Source organism: Sphaerimonospora mesophila (assembly GCF_001417795.1).
Taxonomy (GTDB): domain Bacteria; phylum Actinomycetota; class Actinomycetes; order Streptosporangiales; family Streptosporangiaceae; genus Sphaerimonospora; species Sphaerimonospora mesophila.
Window position 1 is genome coordinate 1 of record NZ_BCBX01000036.1, and the last position, 22098, is coordinate 22098.

The window sequence follows — 22098 nt, forward strand, 5'->3', positions numbered from 1 at the left end:
CTCTCCTGACTTCGGCTTGTCGCCCACTCCTGTCAGCTGTCAGGTCATCTCCTTGGAGGGCCGGGGTGCAGGGGGCGGAGCCCCCTGCACGGTTGTTGACCTCAGGAGCGGGTGCGTTCGATCGGCGGCCATGACGTCGGGAGCGGCGCGAAGGTGTTGGCCAGTCCGGAGCGGGACACGCCCGCCGGCGGGCCACAAGCCCGTCACGGATCTGTCGCAGACGGCACCGGTAGCGGCGTCGCGGGGAGCGGAACCACCGGCCCGTTGGCCGCACAGGGGGCAGGGATCACGCGGGTGCGGTGGTCTCCATCAGCGCGAGGTAGCCGTCCTCCAGGGTGGGCTCGGCGGGTTCGGCGGCCGGGGCGGGCGGTACGGGGGCGACGACCCGGTAGCGCATGCCGGCGCCGTGAGGGAGCGCGGCAACGATCCGGCCTGTCGACGGCGCCGTGCCGGAGGTGGTCACCGTCCACACCTGCCGGTACGCCCGTGCCACCAGCTCGCCGACGTGGCCCTGGAAGACCAGGCGCCCCCTGGCCAGCACGGCGAGGGACTGGCAGGTCTGAGCCACGTCTTCCACGATGTGGGTGCTGAGCAGGACGGTGCGATCCCCGGCGAGATGGGAGAGCAGCGTGCGGAAACGGATACGCTCCTCCGGGTCCAGACCGGTGGTCGGCTCGTCCACGATGAGGAGACGGGGGTTGTTGAGCAGCGCCTGGGCGATGCCCACGCGGCGCAGCATCCCGCCGGAGTAGCCCTTGAGCCTGCGATCGGCGTGCTCGCCGAGGGCGACGACCTCAAGCAGCTCGCCGATCCGCCGCCGCCGGTCGGACCGCCCGTCGATGCCCTTGAGCAGCGCGATGTAGTCGAGGAACCGCCGTGCGGTGAGGTCGGGGTAGACGCCGAGGTCCTGGGGCAGGTAGCCGAGTGCGCGCTGAACGGCGAGCCTGCCGTCCTGGGTGGTGATGTCGTGGCCGCCGAGGCGAACCGTTCCGGAGGTGGGCCGCAGCAGCCCGGCGAGGGTCCGCATGAGCGTGGTCTTGCCCGCCCCATTGGAGCCGAGCAGGCCGTACATGCCGGTGGGCACGTCGAGGTCGATCCCTTTGAGGGCGTGCACGCCGCCCTTGTACGTCTTGGTCAGCTGGGAGATCTGAATGCGCATGTCAGGACTCCGATCGGGCGGCGTGGAGGCGGGTGATCAGGAGGATCGCGATTGTGAGCGCGACCATGACGCCCATCCAGAGGACGGCGACGGCGGGGCTCGCCACCGGGCGGAGGGCGTTCAGCGCGGCATCCGGCCACGGCCCGTAGGCCAAGCCCTCGAACGTCTGACCGAAGAGGCCGTACGCCACGTATTCATTGGACGCCGCGAAGATCGTGTGCGACAGGGTGGGCATCATGTCGGCCGGGATCAGGTTGCCCCAGAACCAGTAGGCGACGAACAGCACCCGGAACGGCAGCGGAGGCATCAGCAGCGGCCCGGCCAGGGCGAGGGCGCCCAGGAAGGCCAGTCCGGGGAGGACGGCCGTCGGGAAGACCGCCACCGACCAGGCCAGTGCCTCGACCTTGCCTTCGGTCATCGCGTAGACGACGGCCCGCCCGAAGAAGGCCAAGGCGATCGGTACGGCCGTCGCCGCGCATACGCCCAGGTATTTACCGGTCAGGCGGCCGAACGGGTCGGCCGGCGAGGCGTCCATGATCGTCGCGACGCCGAGCCTTCGATCCCGGATGAGCCGATCGGCGATCAGGCATCCGTAGACGATCGGCAGCAGCACCATGATGAGCTTGGCCGACGTGAGCATGGCCAGTTTGGGATCGTGCCCGCCGTCGTCGGTGAAGGACAGTGTCCGGTACGCGGGCCAGAACACGGCGACGAGCGTGATGTAGGTCAGCCCGTACACGATCCACATGATGGGCCTGCGGATCTGCATGAGGAACTCGTAGCGCAGGGTGGCGATCATTCCTTCTCACCTCCGAGGATGCGCTCGGGGCGGCCGAGCAGGGGCCAGGCGGCCGCGATGAGCGGTACCGCGGTGCACAGCAGGACGACCCGGTTGGCGGTCCAGTCGCCGGGCACCGTTCCGCGCATGGTGGCGAACAGGTAGAACAGCCGGGACGCAGGGACCGACTGCAGGGTTTCGGTGGCCACCTGCTCGGTGATCCAGACGAACGCGACCGTGGTGGTGGCGGCGACGGCGCTGCCGAACGCGGCCGAGGCGAGCAGGCCCAGCGCGGCCAGCCACAACGCGGGAGCGAGCCAGACGAGCTGGACCGCCAGACCGTTTGGCGCGCCCGGGACGAGCGCCCACCAGCCGCCCAGGGTCAGTACGGCCGAGCCGGCCGCGGCGCACAGCCCGGTCCAGCCCGCCATGACGGCCAGCCGGCGCAGCACGGTCGAGCGGTAGCTCACCGGCAGGGTGAGCTGGAGCTCCACGGCGTGGTCCCGGCCGAGCGACGAGGCGGCGGCCATGCCCGTGATGAGCGGCATCGCCATCTCCAGGGCGCCGGCCAGCATGAACGCGGTGGTCGATTCCCGGGAGCCGAGCCACGCCCCGAACATGGAGAGGAGCGCCATGAGCAGCACCAGGGCCGGGGGCCCCGCCAGCGCGGCGGGTCCGGTCCTGCGCAGCTCATGCGCCCACAAATCGAGAGGTTTCACGGTCGGTGGGTAGCGCCGCCGAAGCGGATCGGTTCACGCCTGCCCGCCGCGATCACGGCGGCGAGGGCGAGTACGAGCGCCAGACCGAGCGTCATCGGGCTGCTGGCCCAGAAAGCGCGCATGCCGTCCATGGTCGGCAGCTCGACGAAGGTCAGCGCGTAGAGCGTCCAGACCGCGACCGCGACGCCGATCGCGCCCTCGGCGTGCCAGCACACCGCGAGCAGCAGGCTCAGCGCGGCCAGCAGCGCCATCGGTCCCAGCCATGCGATGACGAGAGCCGACATCCCCTCCGGGGCCGAGCCGTAGGCGTGTGCCACGGCCGAGCCGAGCAGCGCCAGTCCCAGGTCGTAGCCGAAGGCCAGTGTCATCCGCGCCAGCATGATGACGCGGCGTGATGTCGGGGTGGTGGCCACCAGCTCGGCTGCGGTGTCGCCGCCGCGTCCCGGGTCGTACGAACCGGCGACGCCGAAGCCGGCGATCAGCGGGGCGGCGAGGGACAGCATGAGCCGGGCGCTGTCGCCCCTGAGCAGAGCGAATCCCACGCCGGTCGCCATGATGAGCGCCGACACCAGCCAGATCGACCTGCGCATGATCTGGGCCTCGATCGTCAGAAGCGTCCACGCGCGTGCGATCGGCCCCGACGGGAGCCACCGCCGTGACCGGCAGGCGCCTCCCGCGTCCACCGGATCCTCCTCCCGCGGCGCGGGCGTCCTGTCGAGTGCGGAAGCCAGCAGGACGGCTCGTACGATCTCCGGCCCGGGCGGCTCCGGAACGCCGTACCGGAGGCCGCGCAGTTCGGGTGGCATCTCCGGTGGGCCGGAAGATTCACTCCATTCGTGCATCGACGTACCTCCTCAGTGTCGCGCGGGCGTGGTGCAGGCGGCTCTTCACCGTGCCTACGGGGATGTCCAGGATCTCGGCGATCTCCTTCAGGCCGAGATCGTCGAGGTAGGCGAGGACGACCACCTCCCGCTGGGCCAGCGGCAGGCGCTTCAGGGTCTGCTGCACCTGGTCGCCGCTCACCGCAAGCTCCTCGGGGCCCGCCTCCGGGGCGGCGCCGTCGGCCGGGTCCGCGGGCAGCGGGGGCGGGATGCCGCGTAACCGGTTGTGCGCCTGCCTGCGGGCCACGCCGAACAGCCAGGTGCTCACGCGTGAGCGGTTCTGGTAGGTGCCCGCGGACCGCCAGACGGCGAGCAGAGTGTCCTGGAGGATCTCCTCCGCCGTTCCCCGGTCTCCGGCCAGGCGGTACAGGAAGGCGAACATGGGCCGCGCGTAGCGTTCGTACAGTTCGCGGAGCGCGGATCCGTCGCCGTCGGCCACCCTGGCCAGGAGGTCCGCGTCTGCGGCCACGGCGGCAGGCGACCGGCGTTCCGCCGCATGGAACCAGCGCAGAGCCACGCCTTCAGCTCCTTCGTTCACGATGCGTAGGTAGCGCCGTGCCCGCCGCGGGGTTCACCGGTCGTCCAACCGGGTTCAGACGGTCGTCGGTGGATCCTACTGGCAGCACCCGGCTCCGGCGGCCGGTGCCTCCGCCTGCCTATCGCCGGATCCTGGCCCCGGGCTGGCGAAATCGTCGCCGCCATCACCCGGCTGCAAGCGCTCCCGATGCCGACCTGACCAGCAACAACCCACCCTGACGACGCAGAAAAGACACCCCGCGGGCCCATGAACCCCGCCCACCCGACGCGACAGCCAGGCCACCAACTGACCATGACCCCGAAATCACACTCCAGCCGAACCGCTCTCGACCGGCGCATCAGCCCGGCGAGGACCCGGCAGCCCTGCCAATCCGCGACCACACCCGACGCCTGATCGCCGAGTGCCTGCGCCTGGGCGCCCTCGACGAGCTGGCCGACCTCCGCCTGACCCAATGGGCGCACACGCTCACTTCCGCGGCTGGTTCTCCATCCGCTCACGCCGCTTCTCCACCACCCTCGGTGAGATCTGCACCGAACGGTAGGAACACGCCCGCGACGAGCAGATCACCACGGGCCGCCTGCCCCGCTGCGATGAGGGCACCTTCCTCGTGGTCACGCATCGGGAGTACGCAGGAAAGCCGCCGTCAGTCGATTACCGACAAGCCACCCGACGACCAGGGTTAGTAGGGCAACCTACTTCACCTTGGCCCCGGCCTGGCAGCCGAGGCCTTTCGCGTTGTCATCTCGACAACCTTTCACCAAGGCGGCGTCCCGTACGATGCGCTGGTGATCGAGAAGGTGAGGCGAGAGCGAGTCGGACGCCGGGCGTGGCCCTGGATGGTCTTGGCGGTGCTCGTCTCGACGGTGCCGTTCCTGCTGATGGCCATGACCGAGAGCGGCGGCATCGATTACCTGCCGATCGTCTCTTTCGCCTGGCGCTTCATCGGAGTCGAGGCGCGATACCTGCTCCCGCTCGATTTCCTCGTGGCGGGTGGCCTGCCGCTGCTCGTCCTGGTCGCGGCCGGCGCCTCCTGGCAATGGTGGCCGACGGGGATGGCGGGTGCCACGCTCCTCGGCGCCCTGGCGGTGGTCAACCTGGTGGTCTTCGTGGACGACTACCCGTGGCCGTTCACGCCGGCCGACATCAGCGCGGGTAGCCAGCCGGATTACTCTGCCGGTTTCGGTGATTCATGGGCGCCACCGCTGGCCGCCATCGCTTGCACTGTCGGCGCCGTAGCCCTGTCTATGGGCTCCCGGCGCCTGCGGGCGAACCGCCGCCGATGAGGAACGGGCGACACCCGCGCTTGTGACCTCCTGCCGTTGGCCGTATCAAGACGGCCTACGAAGTGCGGAAACGGCGCCACGTTTGGCTTGCGATCATTGGCCTACGGCTGCTTATCGCTGCTCTCGGCTGCCTCTGGGCTGTCACCTGCTCCTGTCAGTAAGCGCAGGTCAGAAGGCAAATCACAAGGTCAACTAGGTGCCTCGGCGAGGGACCGAGAAGAAGGGAAACCGGAGACACCGCCTCTGACCAGGTAGTTAGCGCCCGACAGCTCACGATCGAAGCGGTCCAACCCCTTCCACAGCGCCGTGTCCGTACGCTCCGCCTCGTTGCCAAGGGATGAACACGATGCATCATCCAACCGCTGGACATCCGTGGGGTAGTGCGTGAGCCATCGGCGCCCACGATCATAGGAAGATCGCGAGCGTGAGCCACGTCGCGGCTCCGCCTGCGAGCACTCCCGCGAGGGCCTGGGCGGGGCTGTGATCACGGATGACTATCCGGGACCAGGCGATCGCCGCCACCACCACGGCACCGGCCGCGTAGACCGGAAGCGGGGGCAGGATCCACGCGAGCATCACCACGCCGCCGGCTGCGACCGCCGTATGAAAGCTGATCTTCCACCAGAGCGTGATTGGACCGGTCACCGCCAACGTGGAGAGCATGGCGGTCGCGCCGGCGACCATAAGGCGTGGAGCGCCGAGCATGATCATCAGCGCCAGCGCGGCGACCACCAGAGCGACGATCAAACCGATCAGTTTCGGTCGCTGGGCACGGTCCTTGACGTGCATGTCGCCGAATCGTCCCGACCGAACGCCTACGAGAAGCACCCCGAGAGGAATCCCTCCGCACAGCACCGCGGTCAGCGCACCCCAGGCGACGCCCGCCTGACCGCTGGTGATCGCGCCTACCACCGGCGGTAGTCCTATGACGATGTGCGCGGGTGCGAATACCTCGGTCAATCCACGGGCGAAACGGTTTTCTCCTGGGCGACCTGCTTGTACGCCGCTGCGACCTGCCGAAGCCACTTGGTCTCCCTCTCGATGTCATCGGCGAGATCCGGTCCCGGAATGATCCCGGATGGCATGCCCCGCCCCTGTTCCACGTGGCTTGTCTGCAGCGCGGACGCGACCCATGCCGCCACTTCGCGTGAATCTTCGCTCGCTGTGTGGCGTGACGGAGGTGAGTGACAGCATCCCGTCGCGGATCTCCAGCATGCGCCGGTAGAGCCGGAACCGAAGCGATCCGTCCAAGTCCAGCACGATATCTGGATACCGACGAATCAGCGCTTCCCACAGCGGTCGCAGTTCGTGCAACGCGCTGGCAAACCCGCTGCACGCGGTGAAGTGGAAGCCTCCGAAAGCCGCCGGGACCGTCGACCCGTGAACCGTGGTCAACCCGGCTCAGGCGCGGGCGCTGCTCGACGCGGTGACGCAGGTGGGCCGGACGCGCGGCCTTCGGATGACGGCCATGTTCGCCTGTATGTACTACGCGGCCCTCCGCCCGGAAGAGGCTTCGGGGCTGCGTCGGCAGAACTGCGACCTGCCCGCCGAGGGGTGGGGCCTGATCACGCTTGAGAAGGCGCGGCCACAGGCGAACAAGCGACGGACGAACTCGGGGGAGACCCACGACGAACGCGGTCTCAAGCACCGTGCCCAGGGCGACACCCGCGAGATCCCGATCCCACCGGTCCTCGTCGCGATCCTCCGCGAGCACATCGAGACGTACGGCACGGCGAAGGACGGCAGGCTCTTCCGGACGAGCAAGGGCCGGCCTTTCTCCTCCTCGGCCTACTCCGCGGTCTGGCAAGAGAGTCGGCGGCTGGCCTTCACCGTCGAGCAGGTCGTGTCCCCGTTGGCGGCTCGCCCGTACGACCTCCGGCATGCGGCGGTCTCCTTGTGGCTCAACGCGGGCGTCCCGCCGACCGAGGTCGCCCAGCGTGCCGGGCACGGCGTTGACGTGCTCCTACGCGTCTACGCGAAATGCATCGAGGGGCAACGGGCGCACGCCAACGGGCAGATCACTAAAGCCCTGGAGCTGTAAGGTTCCGCCCTGCTGGTCTCAAGACAAGCGGTCGGGTCGTTGACCCGGCCGCTCTTATCGTTGAGAGGTGCCGGAAACCCTCGCCTACCGAGATCAGACCTTCATCAACTTTCGTGACTTCCGCTTCGACTCCCCAGCCGGGCATGCGTTCCGATGGGTCGACGTCAAGCGGTTCGATCTGCCTCGCTCTGATCCCGGCGACGACTGGTTGTTGACGGCGTTGATCGGCCATGTGGCCTTTCGAGACGACTACGCAGGGGGAGGCGTAGAGGCCGAAGGACTGCGGCATGGGCCCTACTGGCTGCGGCACATAACCCCAGCCCGATATGTCCACATCGATGAGGGGCGCGTGAACGAACTCCTTCGCGGCTGGGCCGAACAGTTCGGGGCGCTTCCCCCTGCCCTGACCGCTTGCCTGGAACGAGAGGTCTACCTATTGCTCGCGGTGGCGACGAACCGATATCAGCTTGAGGACCTCGGTCGCGAAGCCTTCCATGACTGGGGCGGAGTCCACACCGACTTCCACGAACTGATCCTCATCGACCGCGCGGCGGGTGTCCTCTCGCTGCTCGTGGCCGCTGATGACTGATGCGAAACCTGGCCGGAGAACCCCCCACCATCTGCGTTGACCTGGCCGAACGGCCCAAAGATCATCCCGTGCATATTCCGTGAACGGTGATTCAGGGCTGCTCCCGGTGGCCTATACCTGCACACAGGCGGAAGCCGTACCGGGGGAGAAGTCCCAGGTCAGACGGCAAGTTGCATGGTCAACTAGGTGCCCCCGGCAGGATTCGAACCTGCGGCACCCGCTTTAGGAGAGCGGGGACTGTACGGCTGGCTCATATGATGTGAGCTGCGCGAACGCCCCAAGGGTCCCGCTCCCTCCGCAAGATCATCCCGTACATGTCCCGCCGTTGACATGAGTTCCTCTTGAAGTCCCTGCGGGCAGGTGGGCACTCGCGGCCCGTCCACCACAATGCCAAGGACCATGTCAGTAGTTGATGTAGCGCGAACACCAACGCCCTGACCAGGACCTCCCCACGGATCCCGGTCAGGGCGCGTGTTCACCTCTCGACATCTCCCCCTGGTTTCCCCGCGTGATCACGCTTCTCGTGCCGGAGACAGCTGCCTCCGCGTACTGGACAGGGTCCTCAGATGTCCTTGAAGGTTGCGGTGATCCCCAACTCCTCCAGCCGCTGGCGGAGCTGTCCGGCTGCCTCGGCCTGCAGCACCATCTGTATCGTGCCCTGCAGATAGCTAATCTGCCGTTCGTCCAGCGACATGTAGAAGGCCCGGAACAGTGCGGCGAATTTATCGGTGGCATCGCCGCTGGCGAGCAGATTGCTGGTGAAGGAGAAGGCGACCTGCTGATCCTTGGCGACGGCTGGCTCCGGGTCACCGCCGCCGCCTCCGGGATCGGAGGATCCGCTGGTCCCGGCTTCTCCAGATCCACCCGGGGAACTCGATCCCGAAGTTTCGTCGTCTCCTGGATCGCCTTTGGCTGTGCATTCGCCCTCATGGGCCGGCTGGCCGCACTCTGAGCACACCTTCGGTTGGGGCTTGGCCAACCTCAGGCCGGTGCTTGAGAGATTGACCTGACCAGGAGCGGTCACCGCGACCTCGGCACCGGCCCCGTCCACGATACTTACCAGCCCGCCGCTGACGGCATCGTAGATCGCCTGCTGAAGGTCCCGGTCGCCGCTGTAGAGCAGCGGCAGCCGAGGGGCGCTGTAGAACGCGGCCCGAATGTCGGAGAGGGTCTTCCCATAGTCCTGGTCACGGAGGTTGTGCAGTAAAGCCTTGGCGCCGAATTGTCCAGAGTCGAAGACCTTGTCTCGGTCCGCGAGCCCCTTCCAGACGGTGGTGCCGTCGAGTGCGGTGAGGTTCTCCTCGTCGAACGTCAACTGATCCAGATACCGTTCCCCGTTTGGGTCCGGCTGAGCGAGAAAGACGACATGCTGGTAGGCCCTCTTTACGGACTTCTCCAGTTGCTGCTTCGCGTCACTGAGTTCCTTGGTCCCGACGGCCTTGAGTTCGTCATCGTTCTGGATTTCCGGCGCGGCCAGGGCCCGCTGTCGCGCCAGGTACTCGACCGCCATCCCGCGAGCCAGGCTGCGCCGCTGGGTGTTCGCCACAGCGAATACCGCGCTGCTGGCCCACTGTACGGGGAGTTGCTGGGCACCCTGGCCGAGCCCCATCGCGACGGTCAGCGCCTCGATAGTCGTCTGCTCCATGCCGTTGCGCAGACTGAACTGGGCGGGGTCGAGGATAAACAGCCGAGTGGTGTAAGCGGTGTCCAGGCCACCGGTGGCCAGAACATCGGCCGCAGGACGTGAGAGGTCAGCGGGAATGAATTTGTGGTCGCGGAACGGGCCGCTGCTGGCGATCTTCTTGGCGAATTCAGCGATGACTTCGTCCCGCTCCGCCGGGGTGATGGTGCGCCGGATGTTGCTGACCAGCATCCGGTGGGTCAAGCGGGTGGACAGGAAGTACCGGGCTGGCTTGTTGTTACCCTGACCAGGAACGATGTCGAGCGCGCTCATGCCGCGATCAGGATGGACCAGGCCATCAACCACGACATCGGCATCGGTGATCGTGTAACGCACGTCCGGAACGCTGGTAGCCGCCTTGACCTCCGGCGCGCTGGCACCGCGCCCGCGACCAGGCCGCAAGGTGCCGACGATGCTGGCCAGGAAAACGAACGTGGCCGCGCGCTCGGCCGCGCTCGGATTGGTGTCGCTCCAAGGCGCCGGGTCGCGCCCAAGGTCCTGCTTACGGGCAGTACCGGCCGTGCCATCGTGGTTGACAACCTCGATCTCGGCCAAGCTTCGGTAATTCGCGATCGTACGGTCGTCCTCAACCAGACCGCTGCCCAGCAACGCTTCTCGGACCGTACTGTCTGACAGAGGTAGGTCGCCAGGGCCGATGAGCACAGGTACCCACCCACCTGCCTTGCCGCGCTGTTGTAGGGCGTACACCGTGGCGGCGAAAATGCGAATGGTTGAACGGACCCGCTGAAACCCGGTGACCTTGCTCCATTCTTCCTTGGCGAGGTTGATGAGCATGGGATGGAAGGGATAGCTGGCGGCGACCTCGGCCTTCCACTGGTGCCGCCAGTCAGCTCCGATGGCATCCCAGACGTTCTTGGCCCATGCCTTCTCCTCGTGAACGGGCTCGAAGAGCGCGGCCGTAGCCTCGACCACCTCGGCGGCGGGCTCAGCGTCGAAGAGCCGTCGCCGCAGGATGTCGGCGAAGTCGCTCACTTCGGTGACGGTGGCAGGAAAGCCATTGCGTTCGAGCAGGGTGTTGAGATCGTCGCGACGTTCCCTACCGGCCTTGGACAAGGCGGACTTGTCGGCATCAGAGGCGATCATCACGACGAGCATTGCGACGTGCGGCACATCGTTGACAACGTCGAGTAGTGCGCGCAGGAAGGCCATGTCTTGGGCAGACAACTCGGGCTTGTTCGCGCCGTCAAGCCCGTTGCCGACGTAATCGAGCAACTCGTCGACAATAAGCAACAACGGCCGATTCACGGCACGGATAGCCTCGGCGATCTTGTGCTTGTCGTTCCAGAACGGCAGGTAGCGCTCATAGAGCGAGTAGTCCTTGGAGAACAGCCGCCACAGGAAACGCTCGTAGAGGCTGTTTGCCGGCCCGTCAATCTCCTGCACCCCTGCGCCTGGGGTCATGTGGTCACAGGGCAGGACGACAACGTGCGGACGCCCGAGATCGCTGGGCAGCTCCCGCCCCATCTTGGTGCGCGCCCGATTGGCGACCTGCTGACCGAGTTCCGTGCCGAGCAAGGTCTCAGGGTGGGCGGCCAGGTGGTAGGCGCCGATGCAGGCGTGCGACTTACCGCCACCCATGCCCTGGTCAAGCCGAGTGACTGCCCGTGCCTTCAGATAGTCGGCGCCGCCACCGACGCGGACGGCGATCTCAGTGAGCAGATCGATGAGCCGCTCCGTGGGGTGAGTGATCTCCCCGTAGTACGCGGCATCAGCGTACGGCGGCCGATCTGCCCCCTTGCCGTACACAGTACGGAACAGCGACATCTGCACGTCGTCGATCTGCCCGGACGCACTGAGGATCTCTTGGCGAAGCTTTAGGGCCTTCCACCAAGGCGTCACATTCGCCGTCACGGTAGTTCTCCTAGTGTGTAAGACACGGATACGCATTGGCTGCTCATCGTCGTCAGATCAACCTCAGCTGAGCGTCGTCAACCTCTTGGCGAAGGGCGCCCTCACGGCTACTCGCCGCGATCGACTCGGCCGCGTTGCTAATCCCTGTCCTAGTCCGCAGTACGCGGGTAAGCGCGACGGAATCCGGGTCGTTGGCGGGAAGCCGATCGGCCAGGAATTGGACAGCCGACCACAGATGGGTGTCGTTCCCTGTGCGTCCCGAGGCCACCAGTACCTGCCCCATAGCCTGCAGCCCCTCCTCCGACGCGGCGGCGAGTGCCAAGGCTACGTCGATGACGGCCGAGTCGCTATTGATCTTACCAATATGATCACGAGACGTGATGAAACGGACGCCTTTACCGACATCAGTCACCAGGTCACGGACCGCCGTCAGATCGAGAGAAGAGGCGAGAGCCTGCCAGCGCAGCTCGGACTTCGCTTGCGCCTGGCGGCCGTAGAGCCTGACCCACCACAGCGCGAATCTGGTTCGGGTGTCAAAGGCATCCAATGGCTCGTGGTTGATCTCGACAGCCATAGCCTCCTGGACCGCCGCACGCGCCAACGGCAGGAATGTGTAGATGTCGACGGGCTCGCCCTTGGCATCGAGAACCTCGCTGTAGCGGCCGACCGCTTCCATAGCGGGCCCCGCCGCTGCCATCAACATGTCCGCGGGCGCAAGACCCCACCGCTCCCAGTCGAGGTAGCGCTTCTTGATCTCCGACTTGATCTCGGCTTCGACGACACCCTTCCTGCCAACGGGGCGTCCGGAAGGGGCAGGGCGGCACGCCATCGTCAGGGTTGTGACGATGTTGGTGAAGCCAACCTTGCCACCCGCCTCGGTCTTGGCCGGCCATGCGCCCGTGAGGACGAGCCCAGCGTCGCGGATCGCGGTGAGTAGCCGTTGCCAGACCTCTGGTTCACCGTGGCCGAACACAATGGTGACGACACCGTCGTGTGCGACGACGCGCTGCGCCTCCCCAAACGCCTTGGTAATCAAGGAGTCGTAGTGCTGGCGGTTGCGGTGGTCGTTGTTGCTCGTCCCTCCCTTTTTGACGATGATTTCTTCTCGTTTCTCCTGCACACCGAATTCATGTGCGGTCATGCCCAACTCCGGCCAGGAGTCGACGAGGGCTCGTTTTATCCAAACGTAGAACAGATCGCTCGCGTCGCTGTAGTCGATCATCGCATCGTAAGGGGGGTCCGTGATGACAGCAGTGATGCTGCGGTCTCGGAAGGGGAGACTAATTGCCGAGCCGCGCGTCACCTCGCAGGGGACTGCATCCGGAAGCGGCATGGTTGTCTCAAGCGCCTTGAGCGTGCCATCAGCCACAGATGCCCAGCTTCCCGGACCGTCGGCCAGACCAACCTCGAAATAGTCGAACGAGAAGTTGAGGCTGGACTCGGTGGCGAAGATGTCGTGGACCCCGGCCCGGCTGACGTCAAGTGTGCAGCCCCGGGTGGCACGTCGGATCTTCCTAGCCAGTACTGCAGCGGCGTAGCCGGTAAGGGCCCGGATGTGATGGTCGCTGTTACCGTTTTTGGCTAGTTCCGCGCCGATATCGCGGATGCACTGCGCCAGCATGATGAACGACAGCGTCTGACGGGCGTTCATCATGTCGCCATAGGTGCGGGCGCCATAGACGGTCGCCTGCACGGTCCAGGTATTGCCATCGGGAATGCGCTCGTCGGGAACAGCGGCGAGGAAATGCCCGAATCTTGGTTGTTCTCGCAGGGCGACAGCGGCGGCCTCGATGGCGTCGAGTTCTTCCCGCTCCAGGAGGCGATAGGACTTGCCAACATCTGGGTCGATGTCGGCGGCGAGCAGTGGCGCGTCCTTCTGCAGGCCCTTCTCGAAGATGCGCATCTGCACCTGACGGTCGTGCGCGTGCGTACAGAAAGGGCACACGGCCAGGCGGCCGTTGCTGTCGTACTTGCTCTTACCGGGTGGAACCTGCCGTGTGGGTGCCCGTCTTGGGGAGCCTTCGTGAACAACTACGGACCAGGTGCCGCTGTCGTTGTCGGTGTCGATGTAGTACGACTGCCCGGGGTCGTGAAAGGTTTCCTTCGTGGTGCGGCTCTTGCGCTTGCTCGCCTTGCGCAAATCGAGTTGGCCGATGAGGGGAAAGTACCGCGAGCACTCCTGGCAGGGAATAGTGATTGCCCAGAGGTACCCCCAAGGATCCCGACCCGCGACCTGCGGGTAGTACTCCTTCATCGCGTCGCGGTGGCGTGTGCCGATCTCACTGAGTACCGCTTCGACATCCTGCACGAGCCGCGGCCTGGTCTCTACGAGAGTGGTGCCCTCCTTTTGGAAGGGGATTGCGGGTTCGTCATCCCAAGACCGGCAGGGGTAGTCCGTGAGCAGCCGGGAGGCCAGCACAGCGACCGGGCTGTAGTCCAGTGCGTGAGCGCTGATGCCCAGCCGTGCGGCTTCAAGTGGAATCATCCCGCGGCCGCTGAAGGGATCGAGGGCACTGACGCCTTCACCATGGCTGCGGATGATCTCACGCCGGATCTCCTCAGCCTTCGCGTAACGGCCCGTCATAGCGTCGCGGACCAATTGCTGGAGCCGCTGTTGTTCGACAGGGTCGTCGGGCCACGGCAGCAGAGAGCAGATGGTCGCTGCTTTGGCTTGGGCGGAGGGGCGCTTGGCAAACCACGTCATCACACCGACTTCGGCATTACCGCTGCCCCATCCTGATCGGCTGTTGGCGCTGACCTCCGCACAGGGGAACCATCGTTCGATCATGCGGGTCATACATTGCTCCCGGGTGCGTTCTTGAGGCTGCTGCCAGGAACGCGGAAGATCGCGCTCCCGACCATGTCGTCGGCGAAGAGGGTCGCGGGGTCCTGGTAGGCACCGAAGAAGCGCCCCTTGCCGTCGGCGCACTGGTCGACAACGTAGAGCCAGTACTCCTTGCGGTGCTGGGTTGCGATGAGGACTTCGTTCCCGGTCATCCGGATGCCCTCGCTGGCCGCACTGCTCAGGACGCCCTTGACTTCGATGTGACGGACCTGGCTGTTACGGCGGGCTTCCAGGTCGTACCCACGGCTTTCGGTGTGGACGTCCTCGACTACCCAGCCGTCGTTGACGAGTAGCTGCTGTACGTGCTGCATGGAAACCAGCTCGGCATCGATCTCGGCCTTGACGCTGATATCTGCTGCGGCTAGGACACGGATCCGCCCGACGAGCTTCGGCTCGGTGAGGTGCACGTCCACGAGCCGTTCGAGTTCTTTGAGCCGCTGCGCGGTCTGGGCCTGGAGCTGCCGCCGCAGCTCTAGCCGTGTGTCACGATCGTCGATTGTCTCAGTCAAGCTCAAGGGCAGGTTCATCAGATCCCTGCGAGCCTGGGCGAACCAGTCGGAGCGTACCTTCCGGTGCTCAGCGATAGTCTCCGCCGCCACGATGTTGGCTGCCGCGTCCGCGCTGTTCTCGCGCGCTGGATGTGGTGCGGTGCCGTGCTGATTGGTGGCCACGAGGTTGGCCAGGGCCTCCCACCGAACTGGCCGCGCATTGCCACTGTCATCGACTTTGATCAGGGTCGCCCACACACTGGCTCGCTTGCCGTCGTTTTCTGTCAGGGTCGCCTCGTAGGCGTAGAGGTCGTAGGGGGTGAGACTGGTCGGGTCGGCCGCCGCTCCGGACTGATAGAGGTCTTCGGCCAAACGCTGTGCGGCCAGGTCAATCAAGTCTGGGAACCCGGGCTCTCCCGGCCCGAGCGTGATGGTGTCGCCGATTTCGATGCTTCCCTCAGCTTCGCGCACCGCGTCCCCGCTAGTGGCTATATGGACCTCACTGCCGCCACCTAGGCTGGGAGGGAACGTGGCGCCCCCAGTGAGGGACAGCCGCCGGAACCCGATTCCCGCAGCGGTCGGCGCCGATCGCAGGATTCCGGCTGCCATGAGCCGGTCGAGGTATGCCTCGACGATCGCAGGATTGATTCGCGCGAACAGGTCGCGCTGCAGCAGCGTCAGCGCTGCTACCGCATCAACCTGGCTAGCCAGACGCCGTTCGTTGTCTCGGACCTGCCGAGCCACCCGAGCGAGTTCTTGAGCCTGTACGGCGCGGCCGGCTTCGATGGCCTGCTGCTTCTTGAGCTCATCGTCGCCGTACAAGTCAGAGAGCCACTTGTCGTAGTCGACGCCCGTGAGCTCAGCTACTGCCGACAGGCTGTCGAACATCTGGCCACGAAGCTCGTTCGCCGCCGTGACGAAGTTATCCAGCAACCGCAGGAGGGTCTCACCCTCACGGGTGTCGGTGGCGACCAGGTTGTAGAGGAAGACGTCGCGCTGCTGACCGACACGGTGGATGCGGCCCATCCGTTGTTCAAGGCGGACCAGGGACCACGGGATGTCGTAATTAACCAGGATATGTGCGGCCTGTAGGTCGATGCCTTCGTTACCAGCGTCGGTGGTGACGATGATCTGGAACTCGCCACGCATGAACGCCTTGCGGACCTCGTCGCGTTCCGGCTTGCTCTGCCGGCCCGAATACAGCCGAGCACTGTAGCCCTCGGCACCGAGCCGTTCGGCGATCCATGCGGCAGAGTCTGCGTACTCGGTGAAGATGACTGCCTGCTCGCCGTTTCCAGGATGAATCCCGTGCTTGGCCAAGCAGTCGTCCCTGAGCCGGTTCCATTTCGAGGGTCGCCAGCGGGGATCCCTGATCGTGGCATCGATCTGTTCCGCAAGGCTCTTGATCGCGGCGCGTTCGGCCCTGGCGGAGGTCGAGCTCGCGTTGACGACCTTTGCCTCCTCAACCTCGGCTTCGTCACCGGGATCCGCGCTCTCGGCGATGAGTGCGGCCTCGGCTTCGCTCATCGCTCCCATGTGGTCGTAGCGCCTGCGCAGGGTCTCGGCGAGGGCATGCAGGCTGGAGGCAGCGCGCTTGCCATACACCATGCGGGCCAGCCGCTGCGCGGTCGGCGGAAAGAACTGGTCGACCATGTCCAGGGCGGCCTGGTAGTAGCTGTACTCGATTTGCGACAGCGGCACGTTGTGGTTCTGGGCCGTGCGGCCCTTGAACAACCTCGTCTTGCCGTCGTAGTCGACCAGGTCCTCCTTCATTCGCCGAAGGAAATGGATCGGGCCGGGCCGCAGGGCGCTGAGCTTGACATTGGGGTCACTGCCTGGATCCGGGTAGATCGCCGGGTCGACGAGGTGTAGCAGATGCCGGAAGAGCCATTCCTTACCCCGGTGGGGGGTTGCGGTCATCAGAACCGCACGAGGAGTGTTCTTGGCTAGCAGTCGTCCGACCTGGTGGAATCCGGCCGCAGTTGGGGTCAGCCGGTGCGCTTCGTCGAAGACCACCAGATCCCATCCAGCCTTGTCCGGTCGGATGGCATCTTGGACCGCTGGGTTGACCGCCGCCAGCTCCAGCGACACCACCCACAGGTCGTTGGAGTTCAGTGCGTCCTCGCGCACGGTGGCCGATGTGAGCTGACGTAGCCCGCCGCCCAGTAGGCGTTGGAAGTCGTCCACCCACTTTGTGGCGAGATTCGCAGGGCACACGATTAGTGCGCGTTTGACCAGCCCCAAACGCTGCATCTCCCGGATGTACAGGCCTGCCATGATCGTCTTGCCGGTGCCTGGCTCGTCAGCCAGCAGAAACCGCAGCAGCGGCTGCGGCAGCATTGCACCGTAAACGGCGGTCGTCTGGTGCGCGTATGGCTTCAACGGTGTCGACGCCATCGCGCTGGACTCGGCGTTGGTGGCCGCCGCGTCCATCCACCGGGTCCACATGGCGGCCAGCACCCGGGCGGAATCGGCCCGTCCGTCGCTGACCAGCGGCCGGACCGTGACTGCGTCACCAGCCGCGAGATTCACCTCGTGTCGGCGATCCTCGTCATCAACCAGAATGAGGTCCCACGACCCAGGCTTGTCCCCCGGGAGCGCGAACCGGATCGTCGCGAACTCGGGCACTCCGTCCTTCTGGACCCGGACCCGTTGCCCCCGCTCAAACACCGCTTCTCCGTGAGGTTGCATGCTCATACGCGCGTCTCGTAGGTGTTCCGGATCTTTAGGGCCAGCATTGGGTCAAGCACCAGCACGTCCTTGATCATGTCGGCCTCGTGCCGACGGCCGACCATCCGCTCAGGCGAAACCGCCCGTCGACCTCAAACGAGGTCATGGTTTCCGACATCGCCGACTCCAAGAAATCGCTCCAAGACTCCGCATGGAGGTACGCAGAAGGGTACTCGTGCGGTACGCCCACGGTAGGTCCATGTCCCGCTCTGGCTGGAGTCCGCCACCCCGTCATTCGATGGCAAGGCCCGACGAAGGAGGGCCGCGGCAGCCGATCGCCCCAGCCCCGTACGGGACAAGCCGAAGCCGGCGATCGTCACGGCCGGGCCCTGAACAAGCAACTTCAGGGAAAGACGGACGCGGCTTATGAGCGCGCGGGCGGCGTCGGCAGGGACCGGCCGAAGAGCCGCATGCCCGGCCGGCTAACCGACCGGCGCGCGAGGCGGGCCGCCGTAGGCTGCTCGCCCTTGATACCGGGAAGAGAAGTTGCTTTCGATCATGATGGGGCGGCTGGGTCAGTCTGTGTTGATGCGTTCTGCGGTTGTCCAGACGGCTTCGAGGCTGGCGAGGTAGACGGCTGCTGTGCCCTCGTCTGCGGTTGTCCTCATGTGGATGACGGGGGCGTGGGCTGCTGGGGTGCCGTAGGCGTGGGTGTTGACGAGAAGGTCGTCGTCTGCGCGGTAGATGGAGTTGTAGAGCACGGTGCGGTGGAGGCGGATCTCGATGTCGTCCACGTCCTGGAGTTGGCGGTAGAGGGTGAGTGCGTTTCTGGTTCTGGCGGCCATGACGTCGGGGCCGATGCCTTCTTCGGTTCCTCGGGCTGCTACCTGGGGGCTGTCGGGGTCGCCGAGGAGGATGCGCACGCGCACGCCTTCGTGCGCGCGGCTGGCGAGTAGGCGGATCATGCCGGTGTCTTCGGCGAGGAACATGCCGCTATAGGTGAGGATGTCGATCTGCCGGGTGGCGGCCTGGAAGTGGCGTCGCCAGACCGCTTGCGGGACGGTCCAGCGGTGGGCGTAGACGGCCTGGACCTCGGAGACGATGGGCCGGCGGGGTTTGACGATGTCGGGCCAGAGGTCGGCCTCGTCTACATGGAGGAGATCAGCGATGGCCCACCGGTGGCGAGGGTAAGGAATGCGGCCTTTGAGCCAGCGGTCGACGGTCTTGGGATCGACTGCCAGGGCGGCGGCGACGTCGACGGTCTGGAGCCGGGCGCGGGTCAGGGCGTGGCGCAGGTTGTCGCTCACCGGTGGTGCACCTCCTGTGACGGGGGTTGCTTCTGCCTGCGACGTTAACATGAGACGTCCCTAGACGTCCCTGAGTTGCGGTGTAGAGGTTCCCTTGCTCTGGCGGACGCTCGTACGGCAATCGGCGCGACACCGGGCGCGCCGTACGAGTCGAAGGGAGCACAGGGCATGGAGCCGATGCGGACGATCCGCGAGAAGCAGCAGGAATACCAAGAGAGGCTCTTGACCGAGCTTCGGGATGAGCTGGAGGAGCGCGGGCTGACCACGGTGTTGATCGTGGATCAGAAGGGGCGGCCCGCGCTGGAGGTTCTCGATCGGTGCTTGCGGTCGCGCCGGGTCTACGTGCATCTGGCGTTCCTGTGGTTCTACTGGGGCGACCAGCTCGACGAGCGCGTCTCGTGCATGCAGCTGCTGCCCGCGGCTGCGCGGATCGAACAGGCCGCGCAGGAGGGCTGGCGCGAGGGGGAACAGGGAGACCTCGGCATCAACCTGAACAAGATCCTCGATGCGCACCGGTCCTGACATGCCTAAGCGATGGCTGACCGGGTGGCGGGTGCATGGGCAGATCGCCGAGCGGCTGCGTGAGCGCATCACCACGGGCGCGTATCCGGCGGGGTCGGCGCTGCCGTCGGAGGCGGTGCTGTCGGCGGAGTTCCGGGTTGCCCGCAACACCGTTCGCCGGGCGCTGCACGCGCTGGAGGTCGAGGGTCTGATCGTGACGGTTCCGGCCAAGGGGCGGATCGTGCGGGCCGATGGGTACGTCGTGGATTCGGCCTACCGCTATGAGGTGATCGCTCGGGACCTTCGGGGGCGGATCGAGCGGGGTGACCTGGCCCCTGGGGACGTGCTGCCCAGTGAGGCGGAGCTGTGCTGGTTGTATGACGTGTCGCGCAACACGGCACGGCAGGCGTTCACGATGCTGGAGCGGGAGAAGCTGATCGTGTCCCGGCACGGCAAGGGCCGGTTCGTCCGCCCTCAAGGTTGAGACGTCCTGGGACGTCTGAGTTGGCACCCTAGGTCTGGATGGGCCTGGGGTGCCTATCGTCTATCCCGTGGGACACGTTGAGTGGGCGCGCGACCTGGCCGAACGACTCCTTGCAAAGCCGCTTTCCCGGCGGTGGGCGCATACGCAAGGGGTGGCGGCGCGGGCCGCATCCCTGGCCCCGATCCTCGGCGACGACTCCGACACGCTGACCGCCGCTGCTTACCTCCACGACATCGGCTACTCGCCCGAGTTGGTCGACACCGGGTTTCACCCCCTCGACGGCGCCCGATACCTGCGCGATATCGCCGGGGCCGATGAGACGTTGTGCCGGTTGGTGGCACATCACTCGTGTGCGGTCAACGAGGCGACCGAGCGCGACCTGTACGACGCCTTGACCAAGGAGTTCCTCCCGGAGCGGCGGGAGCTGGCCGACGCGCTGACCTACTGCGACATGACCACCGGCCCGGACGGGCGGCACCTGGACGTGCTCGACCGCCTGGCCGAGATCCATTCTCGCTACGGCCCCGGCCACCTGGTCAGCCGCTCGATCACCGCCTCGACCCCGTGCATCCTGACCGCCGTCCGCAGCATCGAGACGGCACTAGCCGATGTGCGGGAGACCGGTTCCGCTGAGGTAGTGGCCGACCCTCAAAGCCATTGACCGGTCCATCTGCAGGGCCTCGACCTGGTCGCGGGGGACCCAGCGGACTTCGGTGGATTCACTGCTTGGGGTTGGCTCGCCGTCGACGGCGCGGGCAGTGAGCACAATGGAGAACTCCTGGCGAGCCTCACCGTTGCTGGTATAGAGGATCACGTGCTTGGGATCGGTGTACGTCCCTACCAAGCCTGTGATCTCGCACAGGATGCCGGTCTCTTCGACGGTTTCCCGTACGGCGGCCTGCGGCAGCGACTCGCCGAGGTCGATCGCGCCACCGGGGACGGCCCAGTTGCCGTTGTCAGAGCGGCGGATCATCAGCAGGTCTCCGGCGTCGTTGGTGACCACGACGTTGACGGACGGCACGAGGCTGTTCGGCTTGGGAGCGTCGGGGTCGTCATAGAAGTCGATCCGGCGGGCCATGCCATGACTCTAACGGTCGGGCCTGCTCCCACACCCGTTCGAAGCTGTCGAGGTAGGTGGTGACCATGTCGCCGCCGAGGACCTTGCGCAGGTGCAGGACGGGGGCGTTGCCGGCGGGCATGCCGTACACGTGGGTGTTGACGAGAAGCTGATCGTCTCCGCGGTAGATCGAGTTGTACAGCACCGTGCGGTGAAGGCGGAACTCCACCCCCGATAGTCCCCGGATGGGCTTGTACAGGACGAAGACGTTGCGGATCTTGGCGGCCATGCCGTCGTCGATGCCCTCGTCCGCGCCGCGCTGGGCGACCTCGGCACTGTCGGGATCGCCGAGCAGGATCCGCACCCGTACCCCGGCCCCGGCCTTCTCACCGAGCATCCGCACGATCCCCGCGTCGTCGGCGAGGAATAACCCGCTGTAGACGAGGACGCCGATCTCTTGAGTGGCGGCGGCGAACAGCCGTCCCCAGGCGTCCCGGGGGACGGCCCAGCGGTGCGGATAGACGGTGACGATCTCACTCTCTGATGCTGAGGCGACCTGTTCACGGGTCAGCGCCTCCGGCCACAGGTAACTCTCGTCCATGCCCAGGTAGGCGGCCACGGCGTAGCGGTGCCTGCGGTAGGGGGCACGCCCTTTGGTGATCCAGCGTTCGACGGTCTTGGGGTCCACCTCGATGGCGGTCGCCAGGTCCGCGATGCTCACTCCGCGTTCCAGCAGCGCCGCGCGCAGCCGATCGTTGGCCATCTCACCTGCCACGTTCGAGGACGTCCAGGGACGTGGCAATCGTAGGCCGGACGTCTTGAACATGTCCCGTCGTGTAGTGATCTCGTCCTGCTCTTCTCGCGCACTCTCGGTGTCACAACGCAGCACCGACAGCGACGAAAGGAGCAGGAATCATGACGAACACGACGATCAGCCCGGTCGACGAGCCCGCCGGTTGCGAGTGCGGGGCGGCCGTGGAGGAGGGGCAGGCCCGCTGCCGTAAGTGCCTGGCCCGTGACCGGTGGGGCCGGCGGCAGGCCGCCCGTCGCAGGGCCGACAAGCGGCGCGCGATCACCCGGCGTCCTCCGCGCGGCCCGCTCGGTGCTGCCGCGCTGGGAGTGATCTGGTCATGAGCATGCTGCCGCTGATCCTCGCCGTGATCCTCACCGCAGGGGTTGCCGTGGGCTACGTGGCGGTCCTGGTC

21 protein-coding genes and 1 tRNA gene are annotated in these 22098 nt (G+C 66.2%); 7 read left to right on the forward strand and 15 right to left on the reverse strand.

Translation table 11 applies throughout. The annotated features are described in order from the left end of the window. Window positions 1-286 precede the first annotated feature (286 nt). The 5 genes from AP234_RS15920 to AP234_RS15940 are packed head-to-tail and all read right to left on the reverse strand — an operon-like array spanning window position 287 to window position 4054. Window positions 287-1159 carry an ABC transporter ATP-binding protein gene (locus tag AP234_RS15920; protein WP_055480460.1) on the reverse strand — a complete coding sequence of 291 codons (873 nt, stop codon included), beginning with the start codon at window positions 1157-1159 and terminating at the stop codon, window positions 287-289. A 1-nt stretch (window position 1160) separates the two neighbouring features. Beyond that, window positions 1161-1958 (reverse strand): hypothetical protein, encoded by a 798-nt coding sequence (locus AP234_RS15925; protein WP_055480461.1) that lies wholly within the window; start codon window positions 1956-1958, stop codon window positions 1161-1163. Then, a complete protein-coding gene (locus AP234_RS15930; protein ID WP_152990441.1) occupies window positions 1955-2656 on the reverse strand; it encodes a hypothetical protein in 702 nt (233 codons plus the stop codon). Before AP234_RS15930 ends, AP234_RS15925 begins: the two co-directional genes overlap by 4 nt. Then, window positions 2653-3498: a hypothetical protein gene (locus AP234_RS15935; protein ID WP_152990442.1), complete on the reverse strand. Its 846-nt coding sequence runs from the start codon at window positions 3496-3498 to the stop codon at window positions 2653-2655. The genes AP234_RS15930 and AP234_RS15935 overlap by 4 nt, the downstream gene beginning before the upstream one ends. Continuing rightward, window positions 3482-4054, reverse strand: a complete 573-nt coding sequence (locus tag AP234_RS15940) for an RNA polymerase sigma factor (RefSeq protein ID WP_055480464.1) — start codon at window positions 4052-4054, stop codon at window positions 3482-3484. The genes AP234_RS15935 and AP234_RS15940 overlap by 17 nt, the downstream gene beginning before the upstream one ends. Before the next feature lie 869 nt (window positions 4055-4923). Between AP234_RS15940 and AP234_RS15945 the strand changes: the two genes are divergently transcribed. Further along, window positions 4924-5358, forward strand: coding sequence for a hypothetical protein (locus AP234_RS15945; RefSeq protein ID WP_152990443.1), 435 nt, complete (start codon window positions 4924-4926; stop codon window positions 5356-5358). A 405-nt stretch (window positions 5359-5763) separates the two neighbouring features. On the opposite strand, the gene AP234_RS15950 is transcribed toward AP234_RS15945, so the two are convergent. The 3 genes from AP234_RS15950 to AP234_RS39535 are packed head-to-tail and all read right to left on the reverse strand — an operon-like array spanning window position 5764 to window position 6753. Then, the gene (locus tag AP234_RS15950; RefSeq protein ID WP_235558196.1) at window positions 5764-6270 is read right to left on the reverse strand and encodes a phosphatase PAP2 family protein; all 507 of its coding nucleotides are present in this window, start codon (window positions 6268-6270) and stop codon (window positions 5764-5766) included. Between the two features lie 44 nt (window positions 6271-6314). Then, the gene (locus AP234_RS39200) at window positions 6315-6443 is read right to left on the reverse strand and encodes a hypothetical protein (protein WP_268778061.1); all 129 of its coding nucleotides are present in this window, start codon (window positions 6441-6443) and stop codon (window positions 6315-6317) included. Then, window positions 6403-6753 carry a DUF6545 domain-containing protein gene (locus AP234_RS39535; protein WP_431998660.1) on the reverse strand — a complete coding sequence of 117 codons (351 nt, stop codon included), beginning with the start codon at window positions 6751-6753 and terminating at the stop codon, window positions 6403-6405. Before AP234_RS39535 ends, AP234_RS39200 begins: the two co-directional genes overlap by 41 nt. Between AP234_RS39535 and AP234_RS15955 the strand changes: the two genes are divergently transcribed. Both AP234_RS15955 and AP234_RS15960 read left to right on the forward strand, forming a co-directional pair. Further along, complete coding sequence (locus AP234_RS15955) at window positions 6746-7399, forward strand: tyrosine-type recombinase/integrase (protein ID WP_431998662.1); 654 nt, start codon at window positions 6746-6748, stop codon at window positions 7397-7399. The genes AP234_RS39535 and AP234_RS15955 overlap by 8 nt on opposite strands. Before the next feature lie 67 nt (window positions 7400-7466). Continuing rightward, window positions 7467-7988 (forward strand): hypothetical protein, encoded by a 522-nt coding sequence (locus AP234_RS15960; protein ID WP_063842954.1) that lies wholly within the window; start codon window positions 7467-7469, stop codon window positions 7986-7988. Between the two features lie 187 nt (window positions 7989-8175). On the opposite strand, the gene AP234_RS36260 is transcribed toward AP234_RS15960, so the two are convergent. The 5 genes from AP234_RS36260 to AP234_RS15980 form a co-directional block, all read right to left on the reverse strand. Beyond that, window positions 8176-8238 (reverse strand) — tRNA-Arg (locus AP234_RS36260). 312 nt (window positions 8239-8550) lie between these two features. After that, window positions 8551-11541 carry a DUF499 domain-containing protein gene (locus AP234_RS15965; RefSeq protein ID WP_055480467.1) on the reverse strand — a complete coding sequence of 997 codons (2991 nt, stop codon included), beginning with the start codon at window positions 11539-11541 and terminating at the stop codon, window positions 8551-8553. A 52-nt stretch (window positions 11542-11593) separates the two neighbouring features. Continuing rightward, window positions 11594-14338 carry a DUF1156 domain-containing protein gene (locus AP234_RS15970; protein WP_055480468.1) on the reverse strand — a complete coding sequence of 915 codons (2745 nt, stop codon included), beginning with the start codon at window positions 14336-14338 and terminating at the stop codon, window positions 11594-11596. Continuing rightward, a complete protein-coding gene (locus tag AP234_RS15975; protein WP_200926545.1) occupies window positions 14335-17502 on the reverse strand; it encodes a helicase-related protein in 3168 nt (1055 codons plus the stop codon). Before AP234_RS15975 ends, AP234_RS15970 begins: the two co-directional genes overlap by 4 nt. 617 nt (window positions 17503-18119) lie before the next feature. Beyond that, the gene (locus AP234_RS15980) at window positions 18120-18851 is read right to left on the reverse strand and encodes a hypothetical protein (RefSeq protein WP_055480469.1); all 732 of its coding nucleotides are present in this window, start codon (window positions 18849-18851) and stop codon (window positions 18120-18122) included. Between the two features lie 168 nt (window positions 18852-19019). On the opposite strand from AP234_RS15980, the gene AP234_RS15985 reads away from it, so the two are divergent. The 3 genes from AP234_RS15985 to AP234_RS15995 all read left to right on the forward strand — a co-directional run bounded on the left by AP234_RS15985 (window position 19020) and on the right by AP234_RS15995 (window position 20497). Beyond that, window positions 19020-19373 carry a hypothetical protein gene (locus AP234_RS15985; RefSeq protein ID WP_055478081.1) on the forward strand — a complete coding sequence of 118 codons (354 nt, stop codon included), beginning with the start codon at window positions 19020-19022 and terminating at the stop codon, window positions 19371-19373. 1 nt (window position 19374) lies between these two features. Next, window positions 19375-19836 (forward strand): GntR family transcriptional regulator, encoded by a 462-nt coding sequence (locus AP234_RS15990; RefSeq protein ID WP_055480748.1) that lies wholly within the window; start codon window positions 19375-19377, stop codon window positions 19834-19836. 67 nt (window positions 19837-19903) lie between these two features. Next, complete coding sequence (locus AP234_RS15995) at window positions 19904-20497, forward strand: HD domain-containing protein (protein ID WP_055480749.1); 594 nt, start codon at window positions 19904-19906, stop codon at window positions 20495-20497. Here the strand turns inward: AP234_RS15995 and AP234_RS16000 are convergent. Together AP234_RS16000 and AP234_RS16005 are read right to left on the reverse strand one after the other, a co-directional pair. After that, window positions 20438-20914: an NUDIX hydrolase gene (locus AP234_RS16000; RefSeq protein WP_055480470.1), complete on the reverse strand. Its 477-nt coding sequence runs from the start codon at window positions 20912-20914 to the stop codon at window positions 20438-20440. The genes AP234_RS15995 and AP234_RS16000 overlap by 60 nt on opposite strands. Continuing rightward, window positions 20889-21656: an XRE family transcriptional regulator gene (locus tag AP234_RS16005; RefSeq protein WP_055480471.1), complete on the reverse strand. Its 768-nt coding sequence runs from the start codon at window positions 21654-21656 to the stop codon at window positions 20889-20891. The genes AP234_RS16000 and AP234_RS16005 overlap by 26 nt, the downstream gene beginning before the upstream one ends. 152 nt (window positions 21657-21808) lie before the next feature. Here AP234_RS16005 and AP234_RS16010 point away from each other — a divergent pair, with 152 nt between their 5' ends. After that, entirely contained in the window at window positions 21809-22027 is a 219-nt protein-coding gene (locus AP234_RS16010) for a hypothetical protein (RefSeq protein WP_055480472.1), read from the forward strand. Window positions 22028-22098: the final 71 nt, after the last annotated feature.